Origin of the sequence: Alexandriicola marinus (genome assembly GCF_004000435.1) — a bacterium.
Classification (GTDB): domain Bacteria; phylum Pseudomonadota; class Alphaproteobacteria; order Rhodobacterales; family Rhodobacteraceae; genus Alexandriicola; species Alexandriicola marinus.
This window is the reverse complement of record NZ_RBVZ01000001.1, coordinates 967,501-993,024: the sequence shown is the minus strand read 5'-3', so window position 1 is coordinate 993,024 and position 25,524 is coordinate 967,501. Positions and strand designations below refer to the sequence as shown.

At 63.7% G+C, this 25,524-nt stretch carries 19 protein-coding genes; 11 read left to right on the top strand and 8 right to left on the bottom strand.

Annotated elements, in window-relative coordinates; all coding sequences use genetic code 11:
- The first annotated feature begins 38 nt into the window (after positions 1-38).
- Both EP376_RS04845 and EP376_RS04840 read left to right on the top strand, forming a co-directional pair.
- Entirely contained in the window at positions 39-746 is a 708-nt protein-coding gene (locus tag EP376_RS04845; protein ID WP_127654390.1) for a DUF502 domain-containing protein, read from the top strand.
- A gap of 231 nt (positions 747-977) precedes the next feature.
- Positions 978-1,574: a VPLPA-CTERM sorting domain-containing protein gene (locus EP376_RS04840; protein ID WP_127654389.1), complete on the top strand. Its 597-nt coding sequence runs from the start codon at positions 978-980 to the stop codon at positions 1,572-1,574.
- A gap of 77 nt (positions 1,575-1,651) precedes the next feature.
- On the opposite strand, the gene EP376_RS04835 is transcribed toward EP376_RS04840, so the two are convergent.
- From EP376_RS04835 to EP376_RS04825, 3 genes are read right to left on the bottom strand one after another with little or no spacing between them, the layout of a single operon-like run.
- A complete protein-coding gene (locus EP376_RS04835; protein WP_240652430.1) occupies positions 1,652-2,674 on the bottom strand; it encodes a patatin-like phospholipase family protein in 1,023 nt (340 codons plus the stop codon).
- A complete protein-coding gene (lhpI, locus tag EP376_RS04830; protein ID WP_127654388.1) occupies positions 2,671-4,365 on the bottom strand; it encodes a cis-3-hydroxy-L-proline dehydratase in 1,695 nt (564 codons plus the stop codon). Before lhpI ends, EP376_RS04835 begins: the two co-directional genes overlap by 4 nt.
- A gap of 5 nt (positions 4,366-4,370) precedes the next feature.
- On the bottom strand, positions 4,371-5,144 hold the full coding sequence (locus EP376_RS04825) for a 3-hydroxybutyrate dehydrogenase (protein WP_127654387.1): 774 nt from the start codon (positions 5,142-5,144) through the stop codon (positions 4,371-4,373).
- 322 nt (positions 5,145-5,466) lie between these two features.
- On the opposite strand from EP376_RS04825, the gene EP376_RS04820 reads away from it, so the two are divergent.
- Positions 5,467-7,287 (top strand): extracellular solute-binding protein, encoded by a 1,821-nt coding sequence (locus EP376_RS04820; RefSeq protein ID WP_127654386.1) that lies wholly within the window; start codon positions 5,467-5,469, stop codon positions 7,285-7,287.
- Positions 7,288-7,305: 18 nt separating this feature from the next.
- Positions 7,306-7,428: a hypothetical protein gene (locus tag EP376_RS23500; protein WP_255519397.1), complete on the top strand. Its 123-nt coding sequence runs from the start codon at positions 7,306-7,308 to the stop codon at positions 7,426-7,428.
- A 74-nt stretch (positions 7,429-7,502) separates the two neighbouring features.
- Here the strand turns inward: EP376_RS23500 and EP376_RS04815 are convergent, their stop codons facing one another.
- Entirely contained in the window at positions 7,503-8,126 is a 624-nt protein-coding gene (locus EP376_RS04815) for a helix-turn-helix domain-containing protein (RefSeq protein WP_127654385.1), read from the bottom strand.
- Between the two features lie 65 nt (positions 8,127-8,191).
- On the opposite strand from EP376_RS04815, the gene EP376_RS04810 reads away from it, so the two are divergent.
- The 3 genes from EP376_RS04810 to EP376_RS04800 are packed head-to-tail and all read left to right on the top strand — an operon-like array spanning position 8,192 to position 11,584.
- Complete coding sequence (locus EP376_RS04810) at positions 8,192-9,700, top strand: class I adenylate-forming enzyme family protein (RefSeq protein WP_127654384.1); 1,509 nt, start codon at positions 8,192-8,194, stop codon at positions 9,698-9,700.
- Positions 9,687-10,331, top strand: coding sequence for a DsbA family oxidoreductase (locus EP376_RS04805; protein WP_127654383.1), 645 nt, complete (start codon positions 9,687-9,689; stop codon positions 10,329-10,331). The genes EP376_RS04810 and EP376_RS04805 overlap by 14 nt, the downstream gene beginning before the upstream one ends.
- Positions 10,328-11,584, top strand: a complete 1,257-nt coding sequence (locus EP376_RS04800) for a multidrug effflux MFS transporter (RefSeq protein ID WP_127654382.1) — start codon at positions 10,328-10,330, stop codon at positions 11,582-11,584. Before EP376_RS04805 ends, EP376_RS04800 begins: the two co-directional genes overlap by 4 nt.
- Before the next feature lie 6 nt (positions 11,585-11,590).
- Here the strand turns inward: EP376_RS04800 and mfd are convergent, their stop codons facing one another.
- Together mfd and EP376_RS04790 are read right to left on the bottom strand one after the other, a co-directional pair.
- On the bottom strand, positions 11,591-15,046 hold the full coding sequence (gene mfd / locus EP376_RS04795) for a transcription-repair coupling factor (RefSeq protein WP_127654381.1): 3,456 nt from the start codon (positions 15,044-15,046) through the stop codon (positions 11,591-11,593).
- Between the two features lie 37 nt (positions 15,047-15,083).
- Positions 15,084-15,608, bottom strand: a complete 525-nt coding sequence (locus tag EP376_RS04790) for a component of SufBCD complex (protein WP_127654380.1) — start codon at positions 15,606-15,608, stop codon at positions 15,084-15,086.
- A gap of 158 nt (positions 15,609-15,766) precedes the next feature.
- Here EP376_RS04790 and hemB point away from each other — a divergent pair, with 158 nt between their 5' ends.
- The 4 genes from hemB (at position 15,767) to EP376_RS04770 (ending at position 20,654) form a co-directional block, all read left to right on the top strand.
- On the top strand, positions 15,767-16,765 hold the full coding sequence (hemB, locus tag EP376_RS04785) for a porphobilinogen synthase (RefSeq protein ID WP_127654379.1): 999 nt from the start codon (positions 15,767-15,769) through the stop codon (positions 16,763-16,765).
- A gap of 121 nt (positions 16,766-16,886) precedes the next feature.
- The gene (locus tag EP376_RS04780) at positions 16,887-17,444 is read left to right on the top strand and encodes a lipid-binding SYLF domain-containing protein (RefSeq protein WP_127654378.1); all 558 of its coding nucleotides are present in this window, start codon (positions 16,887-16,889) and stop codon (positions 17,442-17,444) included.
- Between the two features lie 168 nt (positions 17,445-17,612).
- Positions 17,613-20,021, top strand: a complete 2,409-nt coding sequence (locus EP376_RS04775; protein ID WP_127654377.1) for a GcvT family protein — start codon at positions 17,613-17,615, stop codon at positions 20,019-20,021.
- Between the two features lie 45 nt (positions 20,022-20,066).
- Positions 20,067-20,654: a nucleotidyltransferase family protein gene (locus EP376_RS04770; RefSeq protein WP_127654376.1), complete on the top strand. Its 588-nt coding sequence runs from the start codon at positions 20,067-20,069 to the stop codon at positions 20,652-20,654.
- A 9-nt stretch (positions 20,655-20,663) separates the two neighbouring features.
- Here EP376_RS04770 and EP376_RS04765 read toward each other — a convergent pair whose 3' ends face one another.
- Both EP376_RS04765 and EP376_RS04760 read right to left on the bottom strand, forming a co-directional pair.
- Positions 20,664-22,178: a Hint domain-containing protein gene (locus EP376_RS04765; protein WP_127654375.1), complete on the bottom strand. Its 1,515-nt coding sequence runs from the start codon at positions 22,176-22,178 to the stop codon at positions 20,664-20,666.
- A gap of 285 nt (positions 22,179-22,463) precedes the next feature.
- Entirely contained in the window at positions 22,464-25,349 is a 2,886-nt protein-coding gene (locus EP376_RS04760) for a Hint domain-containing protein (RefSeq protein WP_127654374.1), read from the bottom strand.
- Positions 25,350-25,524 lie beyond the last annotated feature (175 nt).

Here is a 25,524-nt window from a genome sequence, read left to right as displayed (position 1 = left end):
TGTTGAAATAAATCCCACCGGGATCTTCGAGACCGCTCATGGAACCACCGATTCTTCCGCTGCGCAAACGGCCAGGTCCCTTCGGACGGCTCCGGACCAATTTTCTTGCAGGCCTCGTCGTCATTGCACCGGTGGCCTTCACGCTCTGGCTGATCTGGACAGTTATCGGCTGGATCGACGGCTGGGTCCTGCCGTTCATCCCCGGCTGGCTCGATCCCGAACAATATATCGGGATCAACCTGCGCGGCGTGGGCGTGATCTTCTTCCTCGTCTTCACCGTCTTGATCGGCTGGATCGCCAAGGGTCTGGTCGGGCGCAGCCTGATCCGTCTGGGCGAAAGCCTCGTGTCGCGGATGCCGATCGTCCGGTCGGTCTATAACGCCGTCAAACAGATCGCCGAGACGATCTTTGCCCAATCCGACAAGAATTTCGACAAGGCCTGCCTTATCGAGCATCCCCGCAAGGGCGTCTACGCCATCGCCTTCATCACCACCGACGCCAAGGGCGAGATCGACGCCAAGCTGCCCCATGACGAACGCATCGTGACGGTCTTCATGCCGACGACGCCCAACCCGACGTCCGGTTTCCTGCTTTTCGTGCCGTCATCGGACATCATCGAACTGGACATGACGGTCGAAGATGCGGCCAAGCTGGTGATCTCGGCGGGCCTCGTCTACCCGGCGAACCAGCTGGCGCCCGCGAAAGGCGCGATCCCGCTGCCGACCCGAGAAAAAGAAGCGATCTGAAAGGCTTGGCGTGGGCTTCGTCTTTGCTCCCTGCGGGGCGAAGACCCCATCCAAGCCCTCGACACCGACGCTAGGTGGGATCAGACCCCGCCGCGCAATCGTGGTAGGATTTGCCACCATAGCGCGATAGTGCCTCGACTTTTTTCACCAATTATGGCAGAATTAAGGCATTAGTTGTAATCAGTGCCCTTGGTTTGTGAGGATTGTTGACAACGAGATTGGGGGACAAGGATGAAGATTCTGAATTTACTGAAGGGCGCCATTCTGGCGCTTGGGCTTTCGGCGGGGGCCGCCCATGCGACCACCGTCGATTTCGAGGTCGGTCCCGACACGGACGTGACGAGCACGTCCTTCTGCGCCGGTTGCATCCTGTCGATCGACCAGAACCCGTCGCTTGAGGGAACGATGTTCGCTCTTGCCGAGGGACAAACGGAAAGCCTGGCCTTCTTCGACATCTCGGCAGATATCCACTCGTGGGTTGCCGGCGGATGGTTCGATATCGACGCCACGCTGTCCTTCCTTGTTCCTGGCGGGTCCGCCTCGAGCATGGGCAGCGGAGCGTTTGTGAGCCTGTTTGGTGCGATCAGCGGCGGGATCCTCAACTGGGACCAGCATGAATTCGTCATCAACTTCGGAAATGGCGGCCAATACACCGTCAACTTCGATCAGGGCATCGATGTGCTGAAAGGTACAAGCACGACCATCTACGCGGATGTGACGCTCACTGCCGCGCCGATCCCCTTGCCCGCATCAGGACTTCTTCTGGTGTTTGGCATTGGCGGACTTGCGGCCATGCGGATGCGGAAAAAGGCAAGCGCAAGCGCCTGACCTTTCGGATCGCACGACCAACAGAAGGGCCGCCCGATCATCGGGTGGCCCTTTTTCGGTTAGGCTGGGCATCGTGTTCACCCGAACATTTCCGCCAGATCGACCGTCCCGCGCTGGCCCAGATCCCCCTTATGGGCGGCAAGGAACCCGTCCATCGCGGCGCGGCCCGCCGATTTCAGCTTGGCCAGTATCACCGGCGTGGGGATCGTCTTGGTGGCCACGTTCAGATCGTTCATCAGCGCGTCGTCCGACACCATGTGAACCAGAACGTCCTTCATCGTCCCCCTTTCGAGGCTGCCATCGGACAGGAGCCGTTTGACGAAGGCGATGGCCCGCAATTCCCGCAAGAGCGAGGCGTTGAAGCTGATCTCGTTGATCCGGTTCTGGATTTCCTGGCTCTCGGTCGGGACGGTGTCGCGCATCAACGGATTGATATTGATGATCAAGACGTCGTCCGGCAAATGCCCCTCGAACAGCGGAAACAGCGCCGGGTTGCCGGTGTAGCCGCCATCCCAATAGGCCTCTCCGTCGATATCGACCGCCTGGAACAGCGTCGGCAGGCAGGCGGATGCAAGGAGCGCCTCTGGGCCGATCTCCTCCCCCGAAAAAACCCGGATCTTGCCGCTGCGCACATTCGTGGCGCCGACGAACAATTCGGGCCCATCGGCCGCGCAGACCTCGTCATAGCGGAACTGCCGCACGATCCGGTCGAGCGGGTTGCGCAGAAGCGGGCCATAGACGTAGGGCGAGACGATCCGCGACGTCATGTCCAGCGCCATGTAGGCCGGCGACATCGACAGCGCCCGGGCCATCGACGGAACGGTCGGCGCCAGCGCCGAAAGCCATTCGGACATGCCATCGGCATTGATCGCCCCGATCTGGGACCAGAACCATTGGAGATTCGCGCGCGCGCCCTCCCGTCCATTCTCGAGCCAACCGGCCTTGAAGGCCGCGCCGTTCATCGCGCCTGCCGAGGTGCCGGAAATGGCGGAGACCTCGATGTCATCCTCGTCAAGCAGACGGTCCAGCGCGCCCCAGGTAAAGGCGCCATGGGCGCCGCCGCCCTGAAGGGCAAGGTTGATGCGGATCGGGTCGGTCACGATGTAAACTCTCCTTCACTCAACCAGCCGGGCAGGTCCGTCGGCGCCTGCCCCGACACCGCGGCGCGGGCGCAATCCGACAGGCTTCCGAACCGGACCGCACGGCCTGACAGGCCGGGCGCGTAATGGGCGTATTTGCCGGAATTCGTCATCAGGACGCGGGCGGTTTCCGGCATCACCGGCTCCACGATAGAACACCAGCACAGATCGCCCAGAAGCTGGACACCCGATTGGGCGAGCCTGCCCGCGATGCCATCTTTCCGGGCGGCCCGAAGCGTGTCGCGCCCGGCCGTCACGATCATCGCGACATGCTGGGCCACATGCTGCCCCTCCAGGAGATCGGCCAATGCACTCAACTCGGAAAGCGAGGCATGAGGGCTGCCGATCGACACCAGATCAATGGCTTGCGGGCCGGAGTTGAAGCGGCCCCAGAGCTTTCTCAAATCCTCGCGCGTGATGGCGAGGACGGGTGCGCCGGGCGCAGCTGGCTGGTCACCCTCGGGGGTGAGGCCCCGGATATGCAGAAGCGGGGAGCCGGAGGTCGTCCCGAATGCGGCACAAAGCGCCTTGAGGCCGTCCTGCCCGGGTTTCCCCGCCTCCAGCCCCGTCAGCAGGGGCACGCAATCGGGCGCACGCTGACCGGCAAGCCAGCCGATCAGCGGCCAGACCGCATCTTCGGCCCCCTCTGGCAGATCGACCTCGATCACGACGCGGGCCTGCCGTTCGGCATCAAGATAGACACCGGCCTCCGGCGCGCGGCCCGTCATCGCGATGAAGAGATCGAGGTAATCGGGGTGTTTCACCGTCCGTGCCCCCAGAACGGAATTGGCGAAGATGACCGCATTCGATTCCGACCAGCCGATCGCCTCTCCCTCGGCGGGCCTGTCCTCGGCGAGGTAGGGCGCACAGGTGAAGGTCGGTCGCGCGCCCATGTCGACATAGGCCTGCGCCAGCCTGCGGGCACGGTCGCCGAAATCATGCGGCACGCCATCGGCCTGCCAACGCTCCATATCGACCGAGATCGCGTTGATCGTGGTGGGGATGCTCACCTGCGCGCCACGGTCGCGCATCGCCTCGGCATAGCGCAGGTTCGCGGAATGGGCAAGGATACAGCCGTCGATATGGCCCCGGCTCACATCGATCAGGCGGGAGGCGCCCTGCGCCTCGGCCATGGCGATCAGCGTTTCCATGGCCAGCTGGATCGGCTCGCCCTCTTCTCCGGCCAGCATGGCGCGGTCGCGTTCGGAAAGCGCGAGCGTGTCGTCCATGGCCCCGCTCAGCGCGACGGACCTGTCGTCCAGCGTCAGGCGCGTATCGGAGATCGCTGCCCGCGTGGCGCGCGCAATGGCCTCGTAATCCTCGGCATCGGCCCGGATGACCGGGATCGGGGTATCGAACATCCGCGTCGCGATGAAGGCCCCGAGGGTGAGGATGTCTTCGGCCTCGCGAAAGACGAGCGCGGCGGGTGCCAGACCCGCCAGCGCCAGTTGCAGCAGGACGCCGGATCCGGAACAGGAACCCCGGCTCGTGGGCATGCAGACGATGGCCCCGGCGACGGACCGGCCCGCCTGCGGGTGATGCGCGTCGATGATCCGGCCCGTGGCCGGATCGACACCGCCCCAGAAGCTGAGCCCTTCGTCACAGGCGACAACCGGACCTTCCGCTGCGCTGGGGATGATCGCCCGGGCCATCGCGGTCAGAGCGCCGTCCAGCCGCCGTCCACGCTGATCGTGGTGCCGGTGATCTGGTCGGCGGCATCCGAACACAGGAACACCGCCGTGCCACCGATCTGCTCGACGGTGGCGAATTCCTTGGACGGCTGACGCTCGAGGATGACCTTCTGCTTGGCCTCTTCCTCGGTCATGCCATACTTCTTGGCGGTATCGGGGATCTGCGCCTCGACCAGCGGAGTCAGCACATAGCCCGGGCAGATCGCGTTGGCGGTGATCTTCTCGCGTGCGGTTTCCAGCGCCACGGTCTTGGTCATGCCGACGACGCCGTGCTTGGCCGTGATATAGGCGCTCTTGTAGGGCGAGGCGGTCAGCCCGTGCGCCGAGGCGATGTTGATCACCCGGCCCCAGCCCGCCTCGCGCATCATCGGCAGTGCCACGGCCGTCGTGTGAAACGCCGACGACATGTTGATCGCGATGATCGCATCCCATTTGTCGACGGGAAATTCGTCGATCGGGGCCACGTGCTGGATGCCGGCATTGTTCACGAGGATGTCGCAGCGTCCTGCCTTCTCGATCAGGCGGCGGGCCTCGGCGCCCTTGGACAGATCCGCCGCTATGTAGCGCGCGGTCACGCCATGGGCCTTGGCGATCTCTTCGGCGAGGGCATGATCCTCGTCGCGATCGGTATAGGAGTTGAGCACGACATCGGCGCCCGCAGCCGCAAGCGCGCGCGCCACGCCGAGCCCGATTCCCGAGTTCGATCCGGTGATGATCGCGGTCTTTCCCTTCAGTGACATGCGCGGCTCCTTTCGCTGTCCGATTCGCTGTCAGCATATATGCTGCACCTGCGAGATAAACGCGAAACACGCGGGCCCTCCCCCACTTTGGCAGGGCCTTGCATACAGGGGCCACACGAGGGGCTGCCGGTCAAAAAAAACGCCCGCACGAAGCGGGCGTTGAGTTATTGAGGCAGGTTTCATACAGGCAAGAAACCTATCGAGCAGTGACACCTTTATAAGCAATCCTGCGCCGCCGTCCAAGCTAAAAAATTGAAAACACACAAGGACCCCGATACGCTCCCCCTCAATGAACACAGGGAGCAGAAGGATTGTCGTCAAAATGAGATCAGTATTTTTCCCACGCAAGCGGGTCGTCGCATTAAGCGTGGCCTGTTGCGCCCTCGCCGGCATTGCCATGGCAGAGCCTCAGCATGGCATAGCTATGTATGGGGACCCTGCCCTCCCCCCAGATTTTGAACATCTCCCCTATGCCAATCCCGATGCGCCGACCGGCGGTTCCATGACCACGGCCTTCATCGGGGGCTATGACAGCCTCAATCCCTACATCCGCAAAGGCTCGGTTCCGTGGCAGCTTCGCTGGATCGTCGGCGACACGCTGATGGCCCGTTCCCTCGACGAACCCTTCACCCTGTACGGCCTTCTGGCCGAAACGATCGAGACCGGACCGAATCGCGAATGGGTCGAATTCACCCTTCGCCCCGAGGCCCGATTCTCAGACGGAAGCCCGGTCACGGTCGAAGATGTGATCTGGTCGTTCGAGACCCTAGGCACCGAGGGTCACCCCCGCTATCACGGTCTCTACAGCAAGATCGCCAGCATGGAGCAGACCGGCGAGCATTCCGTCCGGATCACCTTCAACGAAGAGGACCGGGAACTGGCGCTTCTGGCCGGGCTCCGCCCGATCCTGAAGAAGGACCAGTGGGATGGCGTCGATTTCGCCGAATCCGACGGAACCGACATGATCCCGATCGTGTCTTCCGAATATGTGATCGGCGATTTCGAGGCCGGCCGTTTCGTCAGCCTCGTGCGCGATCCCGATTACTGGGGCAACGGTGTCATCCCGTTCCGCAACGGCGTCGGCAATCTTGACGAGGTGCGGTTCGAATTCTTCGGCGACGAGACCGCGGCTTTCGAGGCGTTCAAGACCGGGATCGTGAATTCCAACCGCGAGTTCAACGTGGCCCGCTGGGAAAGCCAATATGATTTCCCGATGGTTCAGGACGGCGAGATCGTCCTGTCGGTCCTGCCGCACTTCCGGCCGTCCGGCATGACCGGCTTTGTCATGAACACCCGCAAGCCCCAGTTCGAGGATTGGCGCGTGCGCGAGGCGCTGATCCAGGCGTTCAACTTCGAGTTCATCAATGAATCGATGACCGGAAGCCAGCAGCCGCGGATCACCTCCTATTTCTCGAATTCGCCTTTGGGGATGGAGCATGGACCGGCGGAGGGCCGCGTCCTCGAATTCCTTCAGGAGTATCAGGACGCGCTTCTGCCCGGGGCGATCGACGGCTATTCGCTGCCTGAAAGCGACGGCTCGGAGCGCAACCGTCAGGGCACGGCCACCGCGCTGGAGCTTCTGGCCGAGGCCGGCTGGACGGTTCAGGACGGCGTTCTGGCCAACGAGGATGGGGAGCCCTTCACCTTCGAGATTCTGCTGACCACCGGCGCCTCCGAGAACCAGTCGATCATCGACATGTATACCCAGTCGCTGGCCCGGATCGGGATCACCCCCAGCGTCAGCGCCGTCGACAGCGCGCAATACAAGGAACGCACCGACCTCTACGATTTCGACATGACCTATTACCGTGTCGGCCTCTCGCTCAGCCCGGGCAACGAGCAATATCTTTACTTCGGGGCCGAACGCGCCGACGAACCGGGCGGTCGCAACCTGATGGGCGTGAGTTCACCGGCCGTCGACGGCATGATAGACAAGTTGCTGACTTCGGAGAGCCAGGACGATTTCCTTGCCGCGGCGCGCGCGCTGGACCGGGTGTTGATGTCCGGCCGCTATGTGATCCCGATCTATCAGTGGAATATCAGCCGGGTGGCGCATTCGGCCAATCTGCACTATCCCGACTACATCCCGCTGTTCGGGGACTGGCCCGGATGGCAGCCCGACGTGTGGTGGTATGAAGAATAGCGCATAGAGGGCCCTGCCATGAACAAGACGACACTGATAATCGCGATGGCGGCCTTCGCCGCGATCGCGGGCTGCACCCCGATCGGGATCATAACCGCCCCGATCGACGCCGCAGCCACCGTGACCGGCGCGATCCTCTAGGCAGGCTCTGGTCCGGCTGGATCTGAAACGGGCGGCTCCGTCGGGGCCGCCCTTCTTGCGTCGGGAGTCCCGGATCAGTTCAGCGACGTCACCCAGAGGATTGTCGCATCCTCGGCGCTGACAGAGATCACGTTGTGGCCCATCGCGGCGTCGTAATAGGCGCTGTCGCCGCGGGACATCTCGACGGGTTCGTAGAATTCGGAATACAGCCGGATCCGGCCTGTCAGCACATAAAGGAATTCCTCGCCCTCGTGGCGGACCCAACCGTCGAATTCGTCCATCGAGCGGGCCCGGATCCGCGCGCGATAGGGCAGCATGTCCTTGCGGCTGATCGCGGGTGCCAGCAATTCGTGCTCGTAGGTCGTGGTGATCTGCACCGGGCTTTCGCCCGCACGCGCCACCGCCATCCGGCCATTGACCTGAGCCGTCCGCGTCGGGGTGAACAGCTGCGGCACCGAGATGCCCAGCCCCACGGCCAGCTTTTTCAGCGCGTCATAGGTGGGCGACATCTGGTCGTTTTCGATCTTCGACAGCGTCGACCGCGCCAGACCCGCCTTTTGTGCCGCCTGCTCCAGCGTCCAGCCCTTGGCCTTGCGCAGTTCCCGCACCCGCGACGACAGGTCGACTGGCTGGGCGATATCGGTCTCGCCGCTGGCGCGGGCGATCTCGATCAGGTTGCGGGGCGACGTGTCGGACATGGCATTGCTCATAGGGCGCGGCGGGGCCGCTTGCAACTCTGCGCCTGCGCCACTAGCGAAGCGCCATGCCCGATCAACCCGACCAGACCGCCCCGTTCAACCTTGCCGCCCATGTGCTGCGCGAGGGCCAGAGCTGTGCCGACAAGACCGCGCTCGAAATCCACGGTCCGGATGGCGCCGATTGCTGGAGCTATCGTCGCCTGATCGACGCCACGCGCGGGACGGCCACGGGGTTGCTGGAGCTTGGCCTGCGCCCCGGCGACCGGGTTCTGATGCGGCTTGGAAACTCGGTCGAGTTTCCGCTGGCCTATCTGGGGGCCATCGCCGCGGGCCTTGTGCCGATCCCGACCTCGGCCCAGCTGTCCCGGCCCGAGATCACCCGGATCGCCAAGGCGCTTGATCCGGCGCTGGTGATCGCGGGGCCCGGCATCGCCTGCCCCGATCATCCCGCGCCGGTTCTGTCGGCGGATGATCTGCACCGGTTCCACCACCTGCCGCCCGCCGACTGGCATAGGGGCGATCCCGACCGGCCTGCCTATATCATCCTGACCTCGGGCACCTCGGGCCAGACCCGGGCGGTGGTTCATGCGCATCGCGCGATCCTCGCGCGCCGGATGATGTGGGACGGCTGGTACGGGCTGCGCGCGGATGACCGGCTCCTTCATGCGGGCGCCTTCAACTGGACCTATACGCTGGGCACCGGGCTGATGGACCCATGGAGCATCGGGGCCACCGCGCTCATCCCGCGCGCCGGCACTGCCAGCACCGATCTTCCCGCGCTGCTGGAACGGTCGAAGGCCACGATCTTTGCCGCGGCCCCGGGGGTATACCGGCAGATTCTGCGCTCTGACATGCCGGGCCTGCCGGCGTTGCGCCACGGATTGTCGGCAGGCGAGAAGCTGCCCGAAACCCTGCGCGCGGCATGGCGCACGGCCACGGGCCGCGAGGTGCACGAGGCCTTCGGCATGTCGGAATGCTCGACCTTCATCTCGGGCAATCCCGATCGCCCGGCCCCGCCCGACACGCTCGGCTGGCCGCAGAATGGCCGACGCATCGCGTTGCTGGACGACAACGGCGCCACGGTCGCGCCCGGCGCGCCGGGGATCATCGCGATCCATCGGGACGATCCGGGCCTGATGCTGGGCTATCATGGCGATCCAGAGGCCACGGCCAACCGCTTTGCCGGCGACTGGTTCCTGACCGGCGATCTGGCCTGCGGGACCGAGGCAGGCGCGCTGCGCTATCTGGGCCGCAATGACGACATGATGAACGCAGGCGGCATCCGCGTTTCGCCCATCGAGGTCGAAACCGCCCTGACAGACCACCCCGGCGTGACCGAGGCCGCCGCCTGCGAAGTGCGGGTCGGGCCCGAGACCACCGTCATCGCCGCATTCTGGTCAGGGCCCGCCCCGATCGCCGAGGATCAGCTGCGCGCCTTTGCCGCCGAACGGCTGGCCAGCTACAAGCTTCCGCGCCTTTTCGTGCGGGTCGATCACCTGCCCCGCGGGGCGAACAACAAACTCTTGCGCCGCGCGCTGCGGCAGGACTGGGAGAAGAACCATGGTCAAACTTGATATCCTGTCTGACCCGATCTGCCCATGGTGCTATATCGGCAAGGCAAGGCTGGACGCGGCCCTGAAGGCGCGGCCCGATCATCCCTTCGTCATCGAATGGCATCCTTTCCAGCTGAACCCCGACATGCCGCCCGAAGGTATGGACCGGCGCAGCTATCTCGAGGCCAAGTTCGGCGGAAAGGAGCAGGCGGTCTCGGTTTATGCCAGAATCGCCGAAGAAGCCGAGGCTTCGGGCCTTTTTGTTAACCTCGCCTCAATAGATCGCACGCCAAATACGGTGAACGCTCACCGCCTGATTCACTGGGCCGGGATCGAGCGGAAGCAGGAGGCAGCCGTGACGGCCTTGTTCAACGCCTATTTCACCGAAGGCCGCGATATCGGCGACAGCAAGGTGCTGTGCGATATTGCCGAGGCCATCGGAATGGAGCGGGATGTCGTCGAACGGTTGCTGTCCTCCGATGCCGAAATCGAGGATATCAAGGCGCGCGATGCCCATTCCCGACAGATGGGTGTAAACGCCGTTCCGACCTTCATCGTGGCCCAGCAACACGTGGTCCCCGGCGCGCAGCCGGCCGAGTTCTGGGAAAAGGTCATCGACGATATCATCGAGCAGTTGCCCGACCCCGGATGATCGGGCGGGGCCGCCGCCTGCCACTGCCCGAATTCGTGGTATTGATGGCGGGGCTCTTCTCGATGGTCGCGTTCTCTATCGACGCGATGTTGCCGGCGTTGCCCGATATTGCGCGCGAACTCAGCCCCGACGCCCCCAACCGCGCACAACTTGTTCTGTCGAGCTTCATCATCGGCATGGGTGTCGGCATGCTGCTGGCGGGCCCCCTCGCCGACCGCTTCGGCCGCAAACCCGTCATCACGGCCGGGATCGTGCTCTATGTGCTGGGCGCGCTTCTTGCGATATGTGCCGTCACGATCGAGGGCCTGCTGGTCGCCCGCCTGATCCAGGGCCTCGGCATGGCCGGACCGCGGATCGCCGGACAGGCCCTCTTGCGCGATGCCTATTCGGGCCGCCGCATGGCGCAGATCTGTTCTTTCATCATGATGGTCTTCGTGATCGTTCCGGCGATGGCCCCCTATATCGGCGCGCAGATCGCGGACATGGCCGGTTGGCGGGGCATCTTCGGCAGTTTCGTCCTGATCGGCCTCATGATGGCGACATGGCTGAACCTGCGCCAACCCGAGACGTTACCCCGCGCCCACCGCCGCCCGATCCGGCTGCGTGTCATTGCCGAGGCCCTGTCCGAGATCGGGCGCGACAGGCTGGTCATGATCTATGTACTCGTGCTGTCGCTGTGCTTCGGAATGCTGATCGCGATGTTGTCGTCGATCCAGCAGCTTTATGCCGTGACCTATGGCATGGAAGACAGCTTTCCCTTCTGGTTCATGCTCAGCGGCCTGATCTCGGGGCTCGCCACCTTGTTCAACGCCGCGCTTGTCATGCGCAGGGGCATGCGGCGACTGGCGCTGTTTGCCTTTGGCGCGCAAAGCTTTGTCTCGGCCATCTTCGTGGGGGGGCTTCTCACGATCGGGGGGGACCTGCCCTTCCCGGCCTTCTTTGTCTGGACCGTCTCGATCCATGCCATGGCCGCGCTGACCTTCGGCAATCTCACCGCGCTGGCGCTGGAGCCGATGGGTCATATCGCCGGCATCGCCGCATCGGTCGTCAACGCGGTGACGGCCTTTGGGGGCATCATGATCGCGATCCCCCTCGGGCTTGCCTTCGATGGCACGCCCCTGCCGCTCCTGCTGGGCACGATGACCTGTTCAGCGCTGGCCTATGCGTTCCTGCGTGTGGCCAAGGCCATCGACCCCGACCCCAAGACGGACCGCCCGGTCGTCACGCTGGCCTCCCGGACGGAAAGCGCCTGATCCAGCTCAGGCGGCCTTGTCCTCCTTGGCCTCGGCCACCTTCTCGGCCAGGTCGCGCGCGATGGCAAAGGCGCCGCGCACCTTGTCCTTGTCTTTCGACCAGTCGCGGCGCACCACGATCTTGTTGTCGCGGACCTTCGCCAGACCATTCTGCGCCTCGATGAATTCGACCAGCCCCTTGGGCGAGGCGAACTTGTCGTTGTGAAACCGGATCGTGGCCCCCTTGGGTCCGGCATCCAGCTGGCTGATACCCGCGCGCTTGCACATCGCCTTGATGCGAACAACGGTCAGCAGGATATTGATTTCCTTGGGCAACGGGCCGAACCTGTCGATCAACTCGGCAGCAAAACCCTCAAGCTCCACCTTCTTCGACAGATCGCTCAGGCGGCGATAAAGGCCAAGGCGCACATCAAGGTCGGGCACATAATCTTCCGGGATCAGGACCGGCAGACCAAGGTTCAGTTGCGGCGCCCAGGCCCCGTCATCGATGATGCCCTCGGCCTCGCCCGACTTGATGCGGGCAATCTGCTCTTCCAGCATCTGCTGGTAGAGTTCATAGCCCACTTCGCGCATCTGGCCCGATTGTTCCTCGCCCAGAAGGTTGCCCGCCCCCCGGATATCAAGATCCTGGCTGGCGAGGTTGAACCCGGCCCCAAGGGAGTCGAGCGATCCCAGAACGCGCAGCCGCTTTTGCGCCGCATCCGTCAGCTTCTGCCGGGGTTTCGTCGTCAGATAGGCATAGGCCCGCGTCTTGGACCGGCCCACCCTGCCCCGGATCTGGTAAAGCTGGGCCAGACCGAACATGTCGGCGCGATGGACCAGCATGGTATTGGCCGTCGGAATATCGAGACCGGATTCCACGATCGTGGTGGCCAGAAGCACGTCGAACTTGCCGTCATAAAAGGCATTCATCCGGTCATCGAGTTCGCCCGCCGCCATCTGCCCATGTGCCACGACATAGCTCACCTCCGGGACTTCGCGCTTCAGCCAATCCTCCATCTCAGGCAGATCGGCGACACGCGGCACCACGAAAAAGCTCTGCCCGCCGCGATAGCGTTCCCGCAGGAGCGCCTCGCGCAGGGTGATCGTGTCGAATTCGCTCACATAGGTGCGGATCGCCAGCCGGTCGACCGGCGGCGTGCCGATCACCGACAATTCGCGCACGCCCGACAGCGACAGCTGCAAGGTGCGCGGGATCGGCGTCGCGGTCAGTGTGAGAACGTGGATATCGGTGCGCAGCTGTTTCAGCCTCTCCTTGTGCTGAACGCCGAAATGCTGCTCTTCGTCGATGACAAGCAGGCCCAGTCGCTTGAACCGCACAGATTTCGCCAAAAGCGCGTGGGTGCCCACCACGATATCGACAGTTCCATCGGCTATCCCCTCGCGGGTGCGGGCGGCCTCCTTCGCGCTGACAAACCGGGACAGGGGCCGGACCTGAAGAGGGAACCCGCGGAACCGTTCGGCGAATTGCTTGTAATGCTGCCGCGCAAGCAGTGTTGTGGGCGCGATCACGGCCACCTGAACGCCTGACATGGCCGCCACGAAGGCCGCACGGATCGCGACCTCGGTCTTGCCAAAGCCGACGTCGCCACAGACGAGCCGATCCATCGGCTGGCCCGATTCAAGGTCGGCCAGAACATCCTCGATCGCCTGAAGCTGATCGTCGGTTTCGGAATAGGGAAAACGCGCGAGGAACTGATCCCAGACGCCCTCGGGCGGGGTCAGCGACGGCGCGGTGCGCAGGGCACGTTCTGCCGCGACGCGGATCAGGCGTTCCGCCATCTGGCGGATGCGTTCCTTGAGGCGGGCCTTCTTGGCCTGCCACGCCCCGCCGCCCAACCGATCCAGAAGCCCCTCTTCATGCCCGAACTTGGACAGAAGTTCGATATTCTCGACCGGAAGGTAAAGCTTTGATCCTTCGGCATATTCCAGAAGAAGGCATTCGTGCGCGGCGCCAGCGGCCGTCACGACCTCAAGGCCCTGATATCGCCCGACACCATGATCGACATGAACGACCAGATCACCGGGGCTGAGACTTTGCGCCTCGGTCAGGAAGTTTTCGGCCCGGCGTTTGCGCCGGGTCTGCCGGATCAGCCGGTCGCCCAAAACATCCTGTTCGGAAATCACCGTCAGATCAGAGGTTTCGAACCCGTGTTCCAGCGGCCAGACGGCAAGGTGGACACCCCGCTTGCCGATCCGCGTGGCATCGGTGATCGGGATCGCCTCGACGATGCCCTCATCTTCGAGAAGCCCCGAGAGCCTCTCGCGCGCGCCCTCGGAATAGGAGGCGACGACAACGGGCCCAACTTCGAGTCGTTTCTGAATATGATCGAACAGAGATTTGAAAAGGCTTATCTTTTCCTGCTGACGTTCCGGCGCGAAATCGCGGCCGGTCCGGCCGCCCGCGTCGATCACACCGGGGCCTGTCGCCTGCTTGTGCGCTGTGAAATGCAACAGCCGCCGGCCCGATGTCGCGGCCTGCCAGCCATCGTCGTCGAGGTAGAGCAGGTCCGGTGGCGCGGGTTTATAGACCGTGTCCATCCGGTTCTTCTGATCCATCGCGATCTTGCGCGTCTCGTATTGATCGGCGATCGCATCCCAGCGGGCGGTGCGCTGCGGATCGGATTGCTCATCGAGCGTGATCGTCGCATGGGGCAGATAATCGAACAGCGTCTCGAGCCGGTCGTGAAACAGGCCGAGCCAATGCTCCATGCCGGCATGTTTGCGCCCCGCGCTGACGGCCTCATACAGCGGATCGTCGGTGCCCGCCGCGCCGAATTCGATGCGGTAGTTCTGGCGGAACCGGGTGATCGCGTCGTCATCGAGGATCACTTCGGAGACCGGGGCCAGCTCGATCACATCGAGCTTTTCCGTCGTCATCTGCGTCGCCGCATCGAACCGGCGCGCGCCGTCCAGCACATCGCCGAAGAGATCGAGCCTGACCGGCCCACTTTGCCCCGGCGGATAGATGTCGATGATCCCGCCGCGCACGGCGTAATCGCCGGGCTCAAGCACCGTGGGTGCCTGAGAAAAGCCCATCCGGACGAGGAATTCGCGCAAGCCCGCCTCGTCGATGCGCGATCCCACCCGTGCCGTAAAGGCTGCCTCTTGCAGCAGACCCCGACGGGGAACACGCTGCGTCGCCGCGTTCAGCGTCGTCAGCAGGATGAACCGTTCGGGCATCCCATGCACAAGAGCCGCCAGCGTCGCCATTCGCGTCGCCGAGATTTCGGGATTGGGCGAGACCCGGTCATAGGGCAGACAGTCCCAGCCGGGAAAGGTGATGACAGGCATGTCCGGCGCGAAGAACGCCAGGGCCGCGCGCATCGCCTCGAGCCGCTTGTCATCGCGCGCGACATGCAGGACCGGCGCGCCGGCGCGTGCGACCTCTTCGAGGATCAGCCGGGCATCAAGCCCTTCGGGCGCGCCCGAGACGGTGACATGGGTGGATGGCCTGTTCATGCGCGTGACCTACCGCGCGGCGCCGGATAGTCAACCGTCAGAAGCCCGGCACCACCGACAGGTTGTGATACATTCCGAACATGGCCGTGATAAAGATCGAGACCATCCCCGTCACATGCGTCCAGAACCGGTGCCGCATCAGCCGGCGAATCAGCTCCTGCCCTTCGAGCTTCTGCTCGGAGATGATGCGGGCGGTCCGCATCGTCATGAAACCGATCCATGTGACGGGAACGGCAAGGAAGGAAATCGCCTGCGCGAGTTCGATCCAATACCAGAACCCCAGAAGCAAAAGCCCCGACAGGATGAAGGCCCAGAAGCCCATCAGGAGAAGGCCAGAGACCTGTGTGATGAAGAACAGGCGCCGGATATTGATATCTACAAGCCTCGAAAGATCGGACAGCGCATCTTCTCCCCCGCGCCGCGCGCGGGCGATCATATCGAAGGGCACGCCCAACACGTAGTGCGAAACGGTCGACCAGAACACCGCCAGAACCATCCAGTACCAGACATTGGTAAAGGATCGCGCATCGATGACGTCGATGATTGTCTTGGCGAGGTCCACTGTGGGTACCGACCCGGGTGCTTTGTAAAATCTCGCCGGACACTATCGCCCCCGAACGGCAATGCCCAGACTTGTGGGGCGGGAAAATCCGTGCGACTCAAAGATGCGGCCGGAACGACGAGATGACCCGGCCGCCGTCACGTATCGGAAGGCCCGCCATGACACCCACCTTGCCCCCCTTTCCCGCCGCCCGTCCGCGCCGGCTGCGCCGGACCTCCGCCCTGCGCGCGATGGTGCGCGAAACGACGCTGAGCCCCGATGATTTCATCTGGCCGGTGTTCGTGATGGCGGGACAGGACGACGAAACGCCCGTGCCGTCGATGCCGGGGGTGACGCGCAAGACGGTCGACAGGGTCGTGGCGGCCGCGCGCGAGGCCCATGGCCTGGGCATTCCCGCGATCTGCCTCTTTCCCTATACCGCGCTTGAAGACCGGACCGAGGATTGCGCCGAAGCCTGGAACCCCGACAACCTGTCGAACCGCGCGATCCGCGCGATCAAGGACGCGGTGCCCGAGATGGCGGTCATGACGGATATCGCGCTCGACCCCTACAACATCAACGGCCACGACGGATATGTCGAAGGCGAAGAGATCGTGAACGATCGCACCGTCGAGGCGCTGGTCAGGATGGCGCTCGCCCAGGCCGAGGCCGGCGCGGATATACTGGGGCCGTCCGACATGATGGACGGTCGGATCGGGGCGATCCGTTCCGCGCTTGAATCCGAGGGACATCAACAGGTTACGATCCTGTCTTACGCCGCCAAGTTCGCGTCTGGATTCTATGGGCCGTTCCGCGACGCGGTCGGCGCCTCGGGCGCACTGAAGGGCGACAAGGCGACCTACCAGATCGATCCTGCGAACCGGTCGGAGGCGCTGCGCATGGTGGCCCGCGACATCGCCGAAGGGGCCGACATGGTCATGGTCAAGCCGGGGATGCCCTATCTCGACATCTGCCGCGAGGTGAAGGATCGCTTTGGCCTGCCGACTTTTGCCTACCAGGTGTCGGGCGAATACGCGATGCAGAAGGCGGCCGCGCAGAACGGCTGGTTCGATGGCGACAAGACGATGATCGAAGGGCTGACGTGTTTCAAACGCGCCGGCTGCGACGGGATCCTGACCTATTTCGCCCCGGATGCGGCCCGTCTGCTGAACGGCTGACAAACCGCCCGGCGAGGTTTTGCCCGGCCGCAATCTATCAGATGACAGGACCAGGCTTCCTGCCTATAGTGTCGTCAGAAGGGTCAGACACAACATGGCCCCACACTAGAGGCGATACGATATGAGCAGTTTCACCAGACGCAATTTTGCGCTTGGCCTTGGCGCGGCAACGGGACTGGCCGCCTGTGGCAACGGCATCGGCAGCGGCGGCGCGGAGCAGATCGACGCGCGCGTCCAGTCGACGCTGAACTTCCTCTACTCAACCTACCCCGGCACCGCCGATCTTGCGGCGCAATCCTCGGGAATGCTTGTCATGCCGGTGGTGACGGAACTCGGCCTCGTGCTTGGCGGATCCTACGGACGGGGCGCCCTTCTGGTCGGGGAAAGCGTCGTCGATTACTATAGCGCCGCGGCGGCCAGCGCAGGCCTGCAACTTGGCGCGCAGCAATACAGCCATGTCCTGTTCTTCATGACAGATGACGCGCTGATGGAGTTCCGCCGCTCGCCCGGCTGGGTCGTCGGGGCAGACGTGGAATACGTCATCTCGAACGAGGGAGAGATTCTCCGGGCCGAGACAACAACTGTCCGCACACCCGTTATCGCCATGGTCTTTGCACAGGCCGGGCTTCGTGTTGGCGCCACGCTCGACGGCACGAAATACACGCGGATCATACCGTAACGGCCCGATCCTCATCCTTTGGGTGAAATGTGGATGCGAACCACCTGAAACTTATTGCGTTTCGGGGGAATTGTTCGTTTGCGACGGCATCTGTCGGTTCTGACCATCCATTCCGCGGCAGGCTCCACAAAGTGGCAGAAGACACAGCCCAGCCATCGGAGGCCCGCCATGCAAACCACCACCCGCGTTGCCGTCATCGGGGGCGGCGTTGTCGGCTGTTCCGTCCTTTATCACCTGACAAAGCTTGGCTGGTCGGACGTAATGCTGATCGAACGTTCCGAATTGACCTCCGGCTCCACATGGCATGCGGCAGGCGGATTTCACACGCTCAACGGCGATACCAACATGGCTGCCCTTCAGGGCTATACGATCAAGCTTTACCGCGAGCTTGAAGAGATCACCGGCATGTCCTGCGGCCTTCATCACGTGGGCGGCGTGACACTGGCGGCCGACAAGGACCGCTTCGACATGCTCGTCGCCGAGCGGGCCAAGCATCGCTACATGGGGCTCGAGACCGAGATCATAGGCCCCGACGAGATTGCGAAACTTGCCCCGATCACCAATCTCGACGGAATCATCGGCGGGCTTTACGACCCGCTTGACGGGCATCTCGATCCGTCGGGCACGACCCATGCCTATGCCAAGGCTGCCCGGATGGGCGGCGCCACGATCGAGACCCATTGCATGGTGCGCGAGACCACGCAGCGCCCCGACGGCACCTGGGACGTGGTCACCGACAAGGGCACGATCCATGCCGAACATGTGGTGAATGCAGGTGGCCTCTGGGCCCGGGAAGTCGCGGCGATGGCGGGCATCTACCTGCCGCTCCATCCCATGGAGCATCAATACCTCGTCACCGAGGAGGTCCCCGAAATCTATGAACGCGAGAGCGAACATCCCCATGTGATGGACCCGGCGGGCGAAAGCTACCTTCGACAGGAAGGTCGCGGTCTATGTATCGGGTTTTACGAGCAGAATTGCCGGCCTTGGGCGGTGGACGGAACGCCCTGGCAGTTCGGTCATGAGCTTTTGCCCGACGATTTCGAGAAGATCGAGGACAGCGTGGCGTTCGCCTTTCGCCGGTTCCCCGTGCTGGAGCGCGCGGGCATCAAATCGGTGATCCACGGGCCGTTCACCTTTGCCCCTGACGGCAATCCGCTGGTCGGCCCGATCCCGGGGCTACGCAACTACTGGTCAGCCTGCGGAGTGATGGCCGGGTTCAGCCAGGGTGGCGGCGTGGGGCTGATGCTCGCGCAGTGGATGGTCGAGGGCGAGCCCGAGCGCGACGTGATGGCCATGGATGTCGCCCGCTTTGGCCGCTGGATCACGCCGGGCTATACGCTGTCCAAGGTGGTGGAAAACTATCAGACACGGTTTTCCGTGGTTTATCCCAACGAGGAGCTGCCCGCCGCGCGCCCTCTGCGAACCACGCCGATGTATGACACCTTCGACGCGATGGGGGCGGTCTGGGGCCAGCAATACGGGCTTGAGGTGGTGAATTATTTCGCCGATCCCGGCGAGGCGCGCTACGAGACACCGTCCTTCCGCCGCTCGAACGCGTGGGATGCGACGGCGCGCGAGGTGGCTGCCGTGCGTGGCTCCGTCGGTATCAACGAGGTGCAGAATTTCGGCAAATATGACGTGCAGGGCGCCGGCGCACGGGCCTGGCTCGACCGGATCATGGCCGGCCGCATCCCCGGGCCGGGTCGGCTGTCGCTGACGCCGATGCTGTCCGAGAAGGGCAAGATTATAGGCGACTTTACAGTCGCTTGCCTGTCGGAAACGCATTTCCAGCTGATCGGGTCCTACGGCGCGCAAGCCTATCACATGCGCTGGTTCATGGCCCATGAACCGGAAGGCGAGGTCACGCTCGACAACGTGTCGGACCGGCGCACCGGGTTCCAGATCGCGGGGCCGCGCGCACGCGAAGTGCTGCAGGCGGTCGCGCGGGAGGACGTCAGCGACATGAGGTTCATGGATGTCCGCCAGCTGACCATCGGGCTCTCCACCGCGGTCGTGCAACGCGTCAGCTATACCGGCGATCTGGGATACGAGATCTACGTCGACGCCATGGAGCAGCGCCCCTTGTGGGACACGTTGTGGACCGCTGGCCAGCCCTTTGGCATGAAACCCTTCGGAATGCGGGCCATGATGAGCCTGCGTCTGGACAGGTTCTTCGGGTCATGGATGCGGGAATTCTCGCCCGATTATACCCCGGCCGAGACGGGGATGGACCGGTTCATCCGCTGGGACAAGGCGGCCGATTTCATCGGGCGCGCAGCGGCCGAGGCCGAACGGATCACCCCGCCCGCCCGGACGCTCCTGCCCTTCGAGGTCGACGCCACGGATGCCGATGTCACCGCCTATGAGCCAATCTTCATCGATGGCGAGGTCAGGGGGTTCTGCACTTCGGGCGGCTATTCGCACCACACGGGCAAATCCATCGCCTTCGGGCTGGTGCCGCGCGACATGGCGCGCGAGGGGCTTGAGGTCGAGATCGAGATCCTCGGGCAGCGGCGCCCTGCCCGGCATCTGTCGGCTCCGATCTTCGATCCGGATCGGACGCGCTATGCCTGAGACCGGGCCTTGCCCTTTGTCCGCGGCCGGGGGCAGACTGGTTGCATGATCCCGATCCTGATCCTTGCGGCCGGCGAAAGCCGGCGGATGCGCGGGCGCGACAAGCTGGCCGAACTTGTCGATGGTGAGCCACTGCTGCGCCGCCAGACCCTTGCCGCGCTGCGTTTGGGGGGGCCGGTCTTCGTGGCCCTGCCCGGCCCCGGTCACGACCGGGCGCAGCATATCGCCGATCTGGAGGTCACGCCCCTGATCGTGCCCGAGGCGGCCGAAGGCATGTCGGGCACGCTGCGCGGTGCAGTGGCGCAATTGCCCGATTGCGCGGCGTTTCTCGTGGTTCTGGCCGATCTGCCGCTGATCGACGCCGCGGCCATGCGCGCCGTCTGCGATCTGAGAGAGGCCCGGCCCGAGGCGATGATCTGGCGGGGCACGACCGAAACCGGCAAACCCGGCCATCCGATCCTGTTCGATGCCCGACTGAGGCCGGAGTTCGAGAGCCTTCAGGGCGATACGGGAGGCGAGGTGATCGTGCGCCACCATCCGATTGCGACCGTCGCCTTGCCGGGCGAGGCTGCACGGCTTGATCTTGATACGCCCGAGGATTGGGACAGGTTCCGGGCCGAGACCGGGCTCTGACAGGATAGGTCAGGCGCGCTGAAAGACCGACGCCTCATAGCCGCGCAACACCCGCCGCGCGGCCCCGAAATCCTCCAGCCCCGGCGCGTCGGCAAGTTCGGGAAACAATGACAGGATTTCGTTGCGCTGAGGTTCGCCCAGCCCCGACATCGACCATGACCCCGGCTGAAAGCTTTCTGTCCAGCAACCGTTGGTGCTGAGGATCTCATGTTTCTCGAACATGAGATGGATATAGCTTGCCTTCACCGGCCCGAGCCGCTCGACCCCCGGTCGCCCGACAAGATGCACAGCGGCCGCCAGGACCTCGGGTTCGTGAAAATAAAGTTCTGCCACATGGCCCTGCATCAGGATCCGGTGCTGGGGCGAGACGACAAGATCGCGATCGGGAAACCCGTTCCCCAGCGCGCCCGCGCGGATCCGGATCGGCGCGTGTTGCGGCGCAACGCAAAGATCAGCCACTCCCAGATCGCGGCGACCGACCCAGGCCAGTTCCTGCAGGCCGTTGTCGCGGGTGACGATCATGTCGCCGGGGCGCAAGGCTTCGACCGGCAGCCGCCCCCGCTTCGTGGCGACCATGACGCCGGGCGTGAAACAGATGACCGGATCAATGGATTCCATCCCTGAAAAGTTGATCCGGCCAAGCTGCTGACCGCCCGGTTCGGTCCGAACAAGTATCGTCCCCGAAGAACTGCCGGGCGAACCACTTTCGTAGATGATCTCCAGATCGGGATAGATTTCACGAAGCTCGGACAGGTCGAGCGTATCCGACCCGCTGCCACCGAAGATGTCTAAATCGTTGAAGACCCCGTTCCCGTTGGCCTGAATGATAAAGGTGTCGTCATCATCCCCGCCGAAAAGCTCGTCACCATTCCCACCTGAGATGAGCGTGTCGTCGCCGTCCCCGCCGTACAACTCGTCTCGACCGTTGCCATCCGCATCTCCAGCATCGAGCGTGTCGTTCCCATCACCACCCTCGATCTCGTCCTGGCCCTCGCCACCGTCGATGACGTCGTCACCATCGCCGCCTTCGATCTCGTCGTCGCNACCACCCTCGATCTCGTCCTGGCCCTCGCCACCGTCGATGACGTCGTCACCATCGCCGCCTTCGATCTCGTCGTCGCCGCTTCCGCCGTCGATACTGTCGTTCCCGTCGCCACCCTCGATCTCGTCCTGACCCTGCCCCCCGTCGATGGTGTCGTCGCCATCGCCGCCTTCGATCTCGTCATCGCCGCTTCCGCCGTCGATGCTGTCGTTGCCATCTCCTCCGTACAGCTCGTCGCCGGAACTGCCGCCATCGAGGCTGTCGTTGCCCGCCCCGCCATAGAGCTCGTCGGGGCTGTTGCCGCCAAAGGCCGTATCGTCGCCATCGCCGCCCTCGATTTCATCCTTGCCGTTGCCGCCATAGATGATGTCGTTGCCGTCGCCTGCGTCGACTTCGTCCTTGCCATTGCCTGCATAGATGACGTCATTGCCGGATGTGCCGTCGATTTCGTCCTTGCCGTTGCCACCAAAGATGGTCGCCATTGCCGCCTCCTGTCGTCGCGCGTTGACGGCCACCCCTTGGGAGGGGGACGCTCGCGGATCTTGCGCGGGTGGGTCGTGTACTACTCTGCCTCGGGGTTTGCCCCCATTTGTTTCTGACCATGCAACAATCGAGCTGACGGCTCAATCCCGATTATTCAGTGACCCCGGGCCTGTATCGCCGGCGACACGGAGAGGTGCGGAGCAGGATCCACAAACCAAAACGGGGAGCCAAAGGCCCCCCGCTGGTTAACGCTGCGCCCCCCGGCGGCGTTACGCTGCAACTTGTTACTTCACCAGAAGCTTGGCCTCGTGCTTCTTCAGCGACTTGCGGGCCGACTGGTAGCCCTCGAGACCCTGCTTGGAAGCCAGTTCGGGGAAGAGTTCGAAAATCTCGTTCCTCTGGCTGTTGCCAAGACCCTTGAGGCTGTAATCGCCGGGCTGGAAGCTTTCGGTCCATGCACCGTTCGACAGGACCACTTCGTGGCGGTCGAACATGAAGTGGATGTAGCTGACCTGCATGACATTGACCTGATGCACGCCATTGCTGCCGACCAGGTGCTTGGCCGCGGCCAGGACTTCGCTTTCCTCGAAGTAAAGCTGGGTCCGGTCATTGGCGACCAGCAGACGGTGGTTCGGCGACACCAGCATGTCCCGTTCGGGCAGGCCATTGCCAAGGCTGCCAGCCTTGATCAGGACGGGTCGCAGATGCGGGCTGCCGACCAGGTTCTTGCCGGTGAGGTCCTTGCGACCGACCCAACGGATCTCCTGGATGCCGTTGTCGCGGGTGATGATCCGGTCGCCTTCGCGAAGATCTTCAACCAGACGCTCACCGCGCGGCGTGGCGATCGTGGTGCCCGGCGTGAAGCAGGGGATGACATTCTCGATCTCGGTGAAGGTCATCGTGGTGCCATCGAGGAAGGTCACGATGCCATCTTCGCGATCGGGCGAGGTGTAGGTGATGAAATCGACATCCGAGCCGGTCAGGTCCAGCGTATCGAAATCGTCGCCCCCCGCGCCGCCGTCGACGACTTCGCCGGCATCGCCACCGATGAAGGTGTCGCGATCGTCGCCGCCGAACAGCTCGTCCGCGCCTTCGCCACCGGTGATGACGTCGTTGCCGACATTGCCGAAGATCGTGTCATCGCCCTCTTCGCCATCGAGGATATCGTTCCCGTCGCCACCGGCGACGATATCGTCGCCCTGCCCGCCGGTGATCGAATCGTCACCCGACTGACCATTGATCGAGTCGTCGTCGACCCCACCGTCGATCACATCGTCCCCGCGACCGCCAAAGATGGTGTCGTCATCATCTTCACCGAAGATGATATCGTTACCGGCACCGCCATAGATCAGGTCCTGACCATTGTCGGGCACCAGATCGCCGTCTTCGTCGGGGATGTTCAGCGCGTCCGGGAAGGACGGGTCGAGGCCGCCGTAGATCACGTCATCTCCGTCGCCGCCGTAGATGAGGTCATTGCCTTCACTGCCCACCACGGTGTCGTCGCCGCGACCTGCGGTCACTTCATCGTCATCGATCCCGGCATCGATGCTATCGTTGCCGTCACCGCCGAAGATCGTGTCACGGTCGTCGCCGGTGAAGATGACGTCGTCGCCTGCCCCGCCATAGACGGTGTCCAGATCGTTGTCCTGGATCGGATCGACGGGAAGCGGCGGATAGGGATTGTCGAAGTCGCCTGCCAGCGTCTCGTCATCGGTCGTATCGATGATGTCGTTGCCGTTGCCGCCATAGACCACGTCGTTCCCGTCGCCGGTATCGATGTCGTCATTGCCATCCATGCCGAAAACTTCGTCGTCCCCGTCACCGGCAAGCACCGTGTCATCGCCGTCATAGGCGTGAATGAGGTCATCGTTGCCCGTATCGCCCGGCAGGATGGCATCGTTGTTGTCGACCCGGTCGCCCTCGGGGTCGCCGGTGTAGAGCACGTCGATCACATCGTCGCCGTCAGTGCCTTCCACGGTTCCGTCGAGAACCGGAGCGATCACCTCGATCGTGTGCACGGCGGTGTCCTGCAGGCCCTCTTCGTCCTCGATCGTGTAGGTGATCGTGGCGGTGCCGGTGAAGCCGGCAACGGGAGTGAAGGTCACGGTGCCGTCGCCGTTGTCGACGAGGCTGCCTTCTTCTGCCGGGACCGTCGCCGACACGACACTCAGCGCATCGCCGTCGACATCGGTGTCGTTGGCCAGCAGATCGACCGTGATCGGCGTGTCGAAGTCCGTCGTGTCCGCATCGTCAACCGCATCCGGAGCGTCGTTGACCGGGGTCACGTTCAGGTCCACCACGGCGGTGTCGGTGCCGCCATTGCCGTCGCTGATCGTATAGGTGATCTGGTCCGGCCCGTTGTAATCGGGGTTGGGTGTATAAGTCAGCGTACCGGTGGGGTTGATCGTGACCGTCCCGTTGGGAGCGGTCGCCTCGATGACGGTCAGCGCGTCGCCATCGGGATCGCTGTCGTTGAACAGAACCGGCAACGTGATCGAGCCATCTTCGGGAACGTCGCGCGGGCCGTCATCAACGGCGATCGGATCGGAATTCATGTCGTCGACAATGAATTCGATCTCGGTGAATTCGATCACTTCGCCGGTCGGGCTGCCGTCGGCATCCAGAAGCACGACCGTTCCGTCAAAGCCGTTTCCGTTCGAATCCGGGACCACGCCGACAAGCGCGTAGGGCCCGATGCCCGACAGATCGAGCGTGTCGTTGTCGTCGCCGCCGGCCCCGCCGTCGATCTCGTCACCAGCACCGGCGATGACCGTGTCGGCATCGTCGCCGCCACCGATCACGTCTGCGCCCTCGCCACCAGAAAGGATGTCTTCGCCGTTGCCACCCTTGAGCGTGTCGTCGCCAGACCCGCCATCAAGCACGTCGTCGCCGGCATCGCCCCACAGGATATCCTGGCCTTCGTCGCCGTTCAGCGTGTCGGCGCCATCACCACCATATAGACGGTCGTCATCTGCTCCGCCGTATACGACGTCGTCGCCGTCGCCCGCCAGAACCGTGTCGTTCCCGGGACCCGCTTCGACGAGATCGTCGTTTCCGCTCGCGCCCGGCAAAAGAGCGTCGTTGGCATCAATACGATCGCCCTCTGGATCGCCCGTGTAGCTTTCATCGATGATGTCGCTACCAAAAGTACCTTCGACTGTACCGTCCATCTTCTTTACTCCTAACACCCAGAACCGGGCCGCGGGCGAACCGCATCCAAACCGACAGACACACGGGGGCCGTCGCGAAAACCGCGTTCGGCTGGCGTGCCGCGACTGGTCATCGGACCAGCCACCATGCTCTTCATCCGCTTGAGAGGTCGCCCCCCGGCCGCAGACACCACTC

Coding starts and splice junctions, on each gene's coding strand:
- EP376_RS04845 (WP_127654390.1), top strand. CDS start 39: ATGGAACCACCGATTCTTCCGCTGCGCAAACGGCCAGGTCCCTTCGGA.
- EP376_RS04840 (WP_127654389.1), top strand. CDS start 978: ATGAAGATTCTGAATTTACTGAAGGGCGCCATTCTGGCGCTTGGGCTT.
- lhpI (WP_127654388.1), bottom strand. CDS start 4,365: ATGGCCCGGGCGATCATCCCCAGCGCAGCGGAAGGTCCGGTTGTCGCC.
- EP376_RS04825 (WP_127654387.1), bottom strand. CDS start 5,144: ATGTCACTGAAGGGAAAGACCGCGATCATCACCGGATCGAACTCGGGA.
- EP376_RS04820 (WP_127654386.1), top strand. CDS start 5,467: ATGAGATCAGTATTTTTCCCACGCAAGCGGGTCGTCGCATTAAGCGTG.
- EP376_RS23500 (WP_255519397.1), top strand. CDS start 7,306: ATGAACAAGACGACACTGATAATCGCGATGGCGGCCTTCGCCGCGATC.
- EP376_RS04815 (WP_127654385.1), bottom strand. CDS start 8,126: ATGTCCGACACGTCGCCCCGCAACCTGATCGAGATCGCCCGCGCCAGC.
- EP376_RS04810 (WP_127654384.1), top strand. CDS start 8,192: ATGCCCGATCAACCCGACCAGACCGCCCCGTTCAACCTTGCCGCCCAT.
- EP376_RS04805 (WP_127654383.1), top strand. CDS start 9,687: ATGGTCAAACTTGATATCCTGTCTGACCCGATCTGCCCATGGTGCTAT.
- EP376_RS04800 (WP_127654382.1), top strand. CDS start 10,328: ATGATCGGGCGGGGCCGCCGCCTGCCACTGCCCGAATTCGTGGTATTG.
- mfd (WP_127654381.1), bottom strand. CDS start 15,046: ATGAACAGGCCATCCACCCATGTCACCGTCTCGGGCGCGCCCGAAGGG.
- hemB (WP_127654379.1), top strand. CDS start 15,767: ATGACACCCACCTTGCCCCCCTTTCCCGCCGCCCGTCCGCGCCGGCTG.
- EP376_RS04780 (WP_127654378.1), top strand. CDS start 16,887: ATGAGCAGTTTCACCAGACGCAATTTTGCGCTTGGCCTTGGCGCGGCA.
- EP376_RS04775 (WP_127654377.1), top strand. CDS start 17,613: ATGCAAACCACCACCCGCGTTGCCGTCATCGGGGGCGGCGTTGTCGGC.
- EP376_RS04770 (WP_127654376.1), top strand. CDS start 20,067: ATGATCCCGATCCTGATCCTTGCGGCCGGCGAAAGCCGGCGGATGCGC.
- EP376_RS04760 (WP_127654374.1), bottom strand. CDS start 25,349: ATGGACGGTACAGTCGAAGGTACTTTTGGTAGCGACATCATCGATGAA.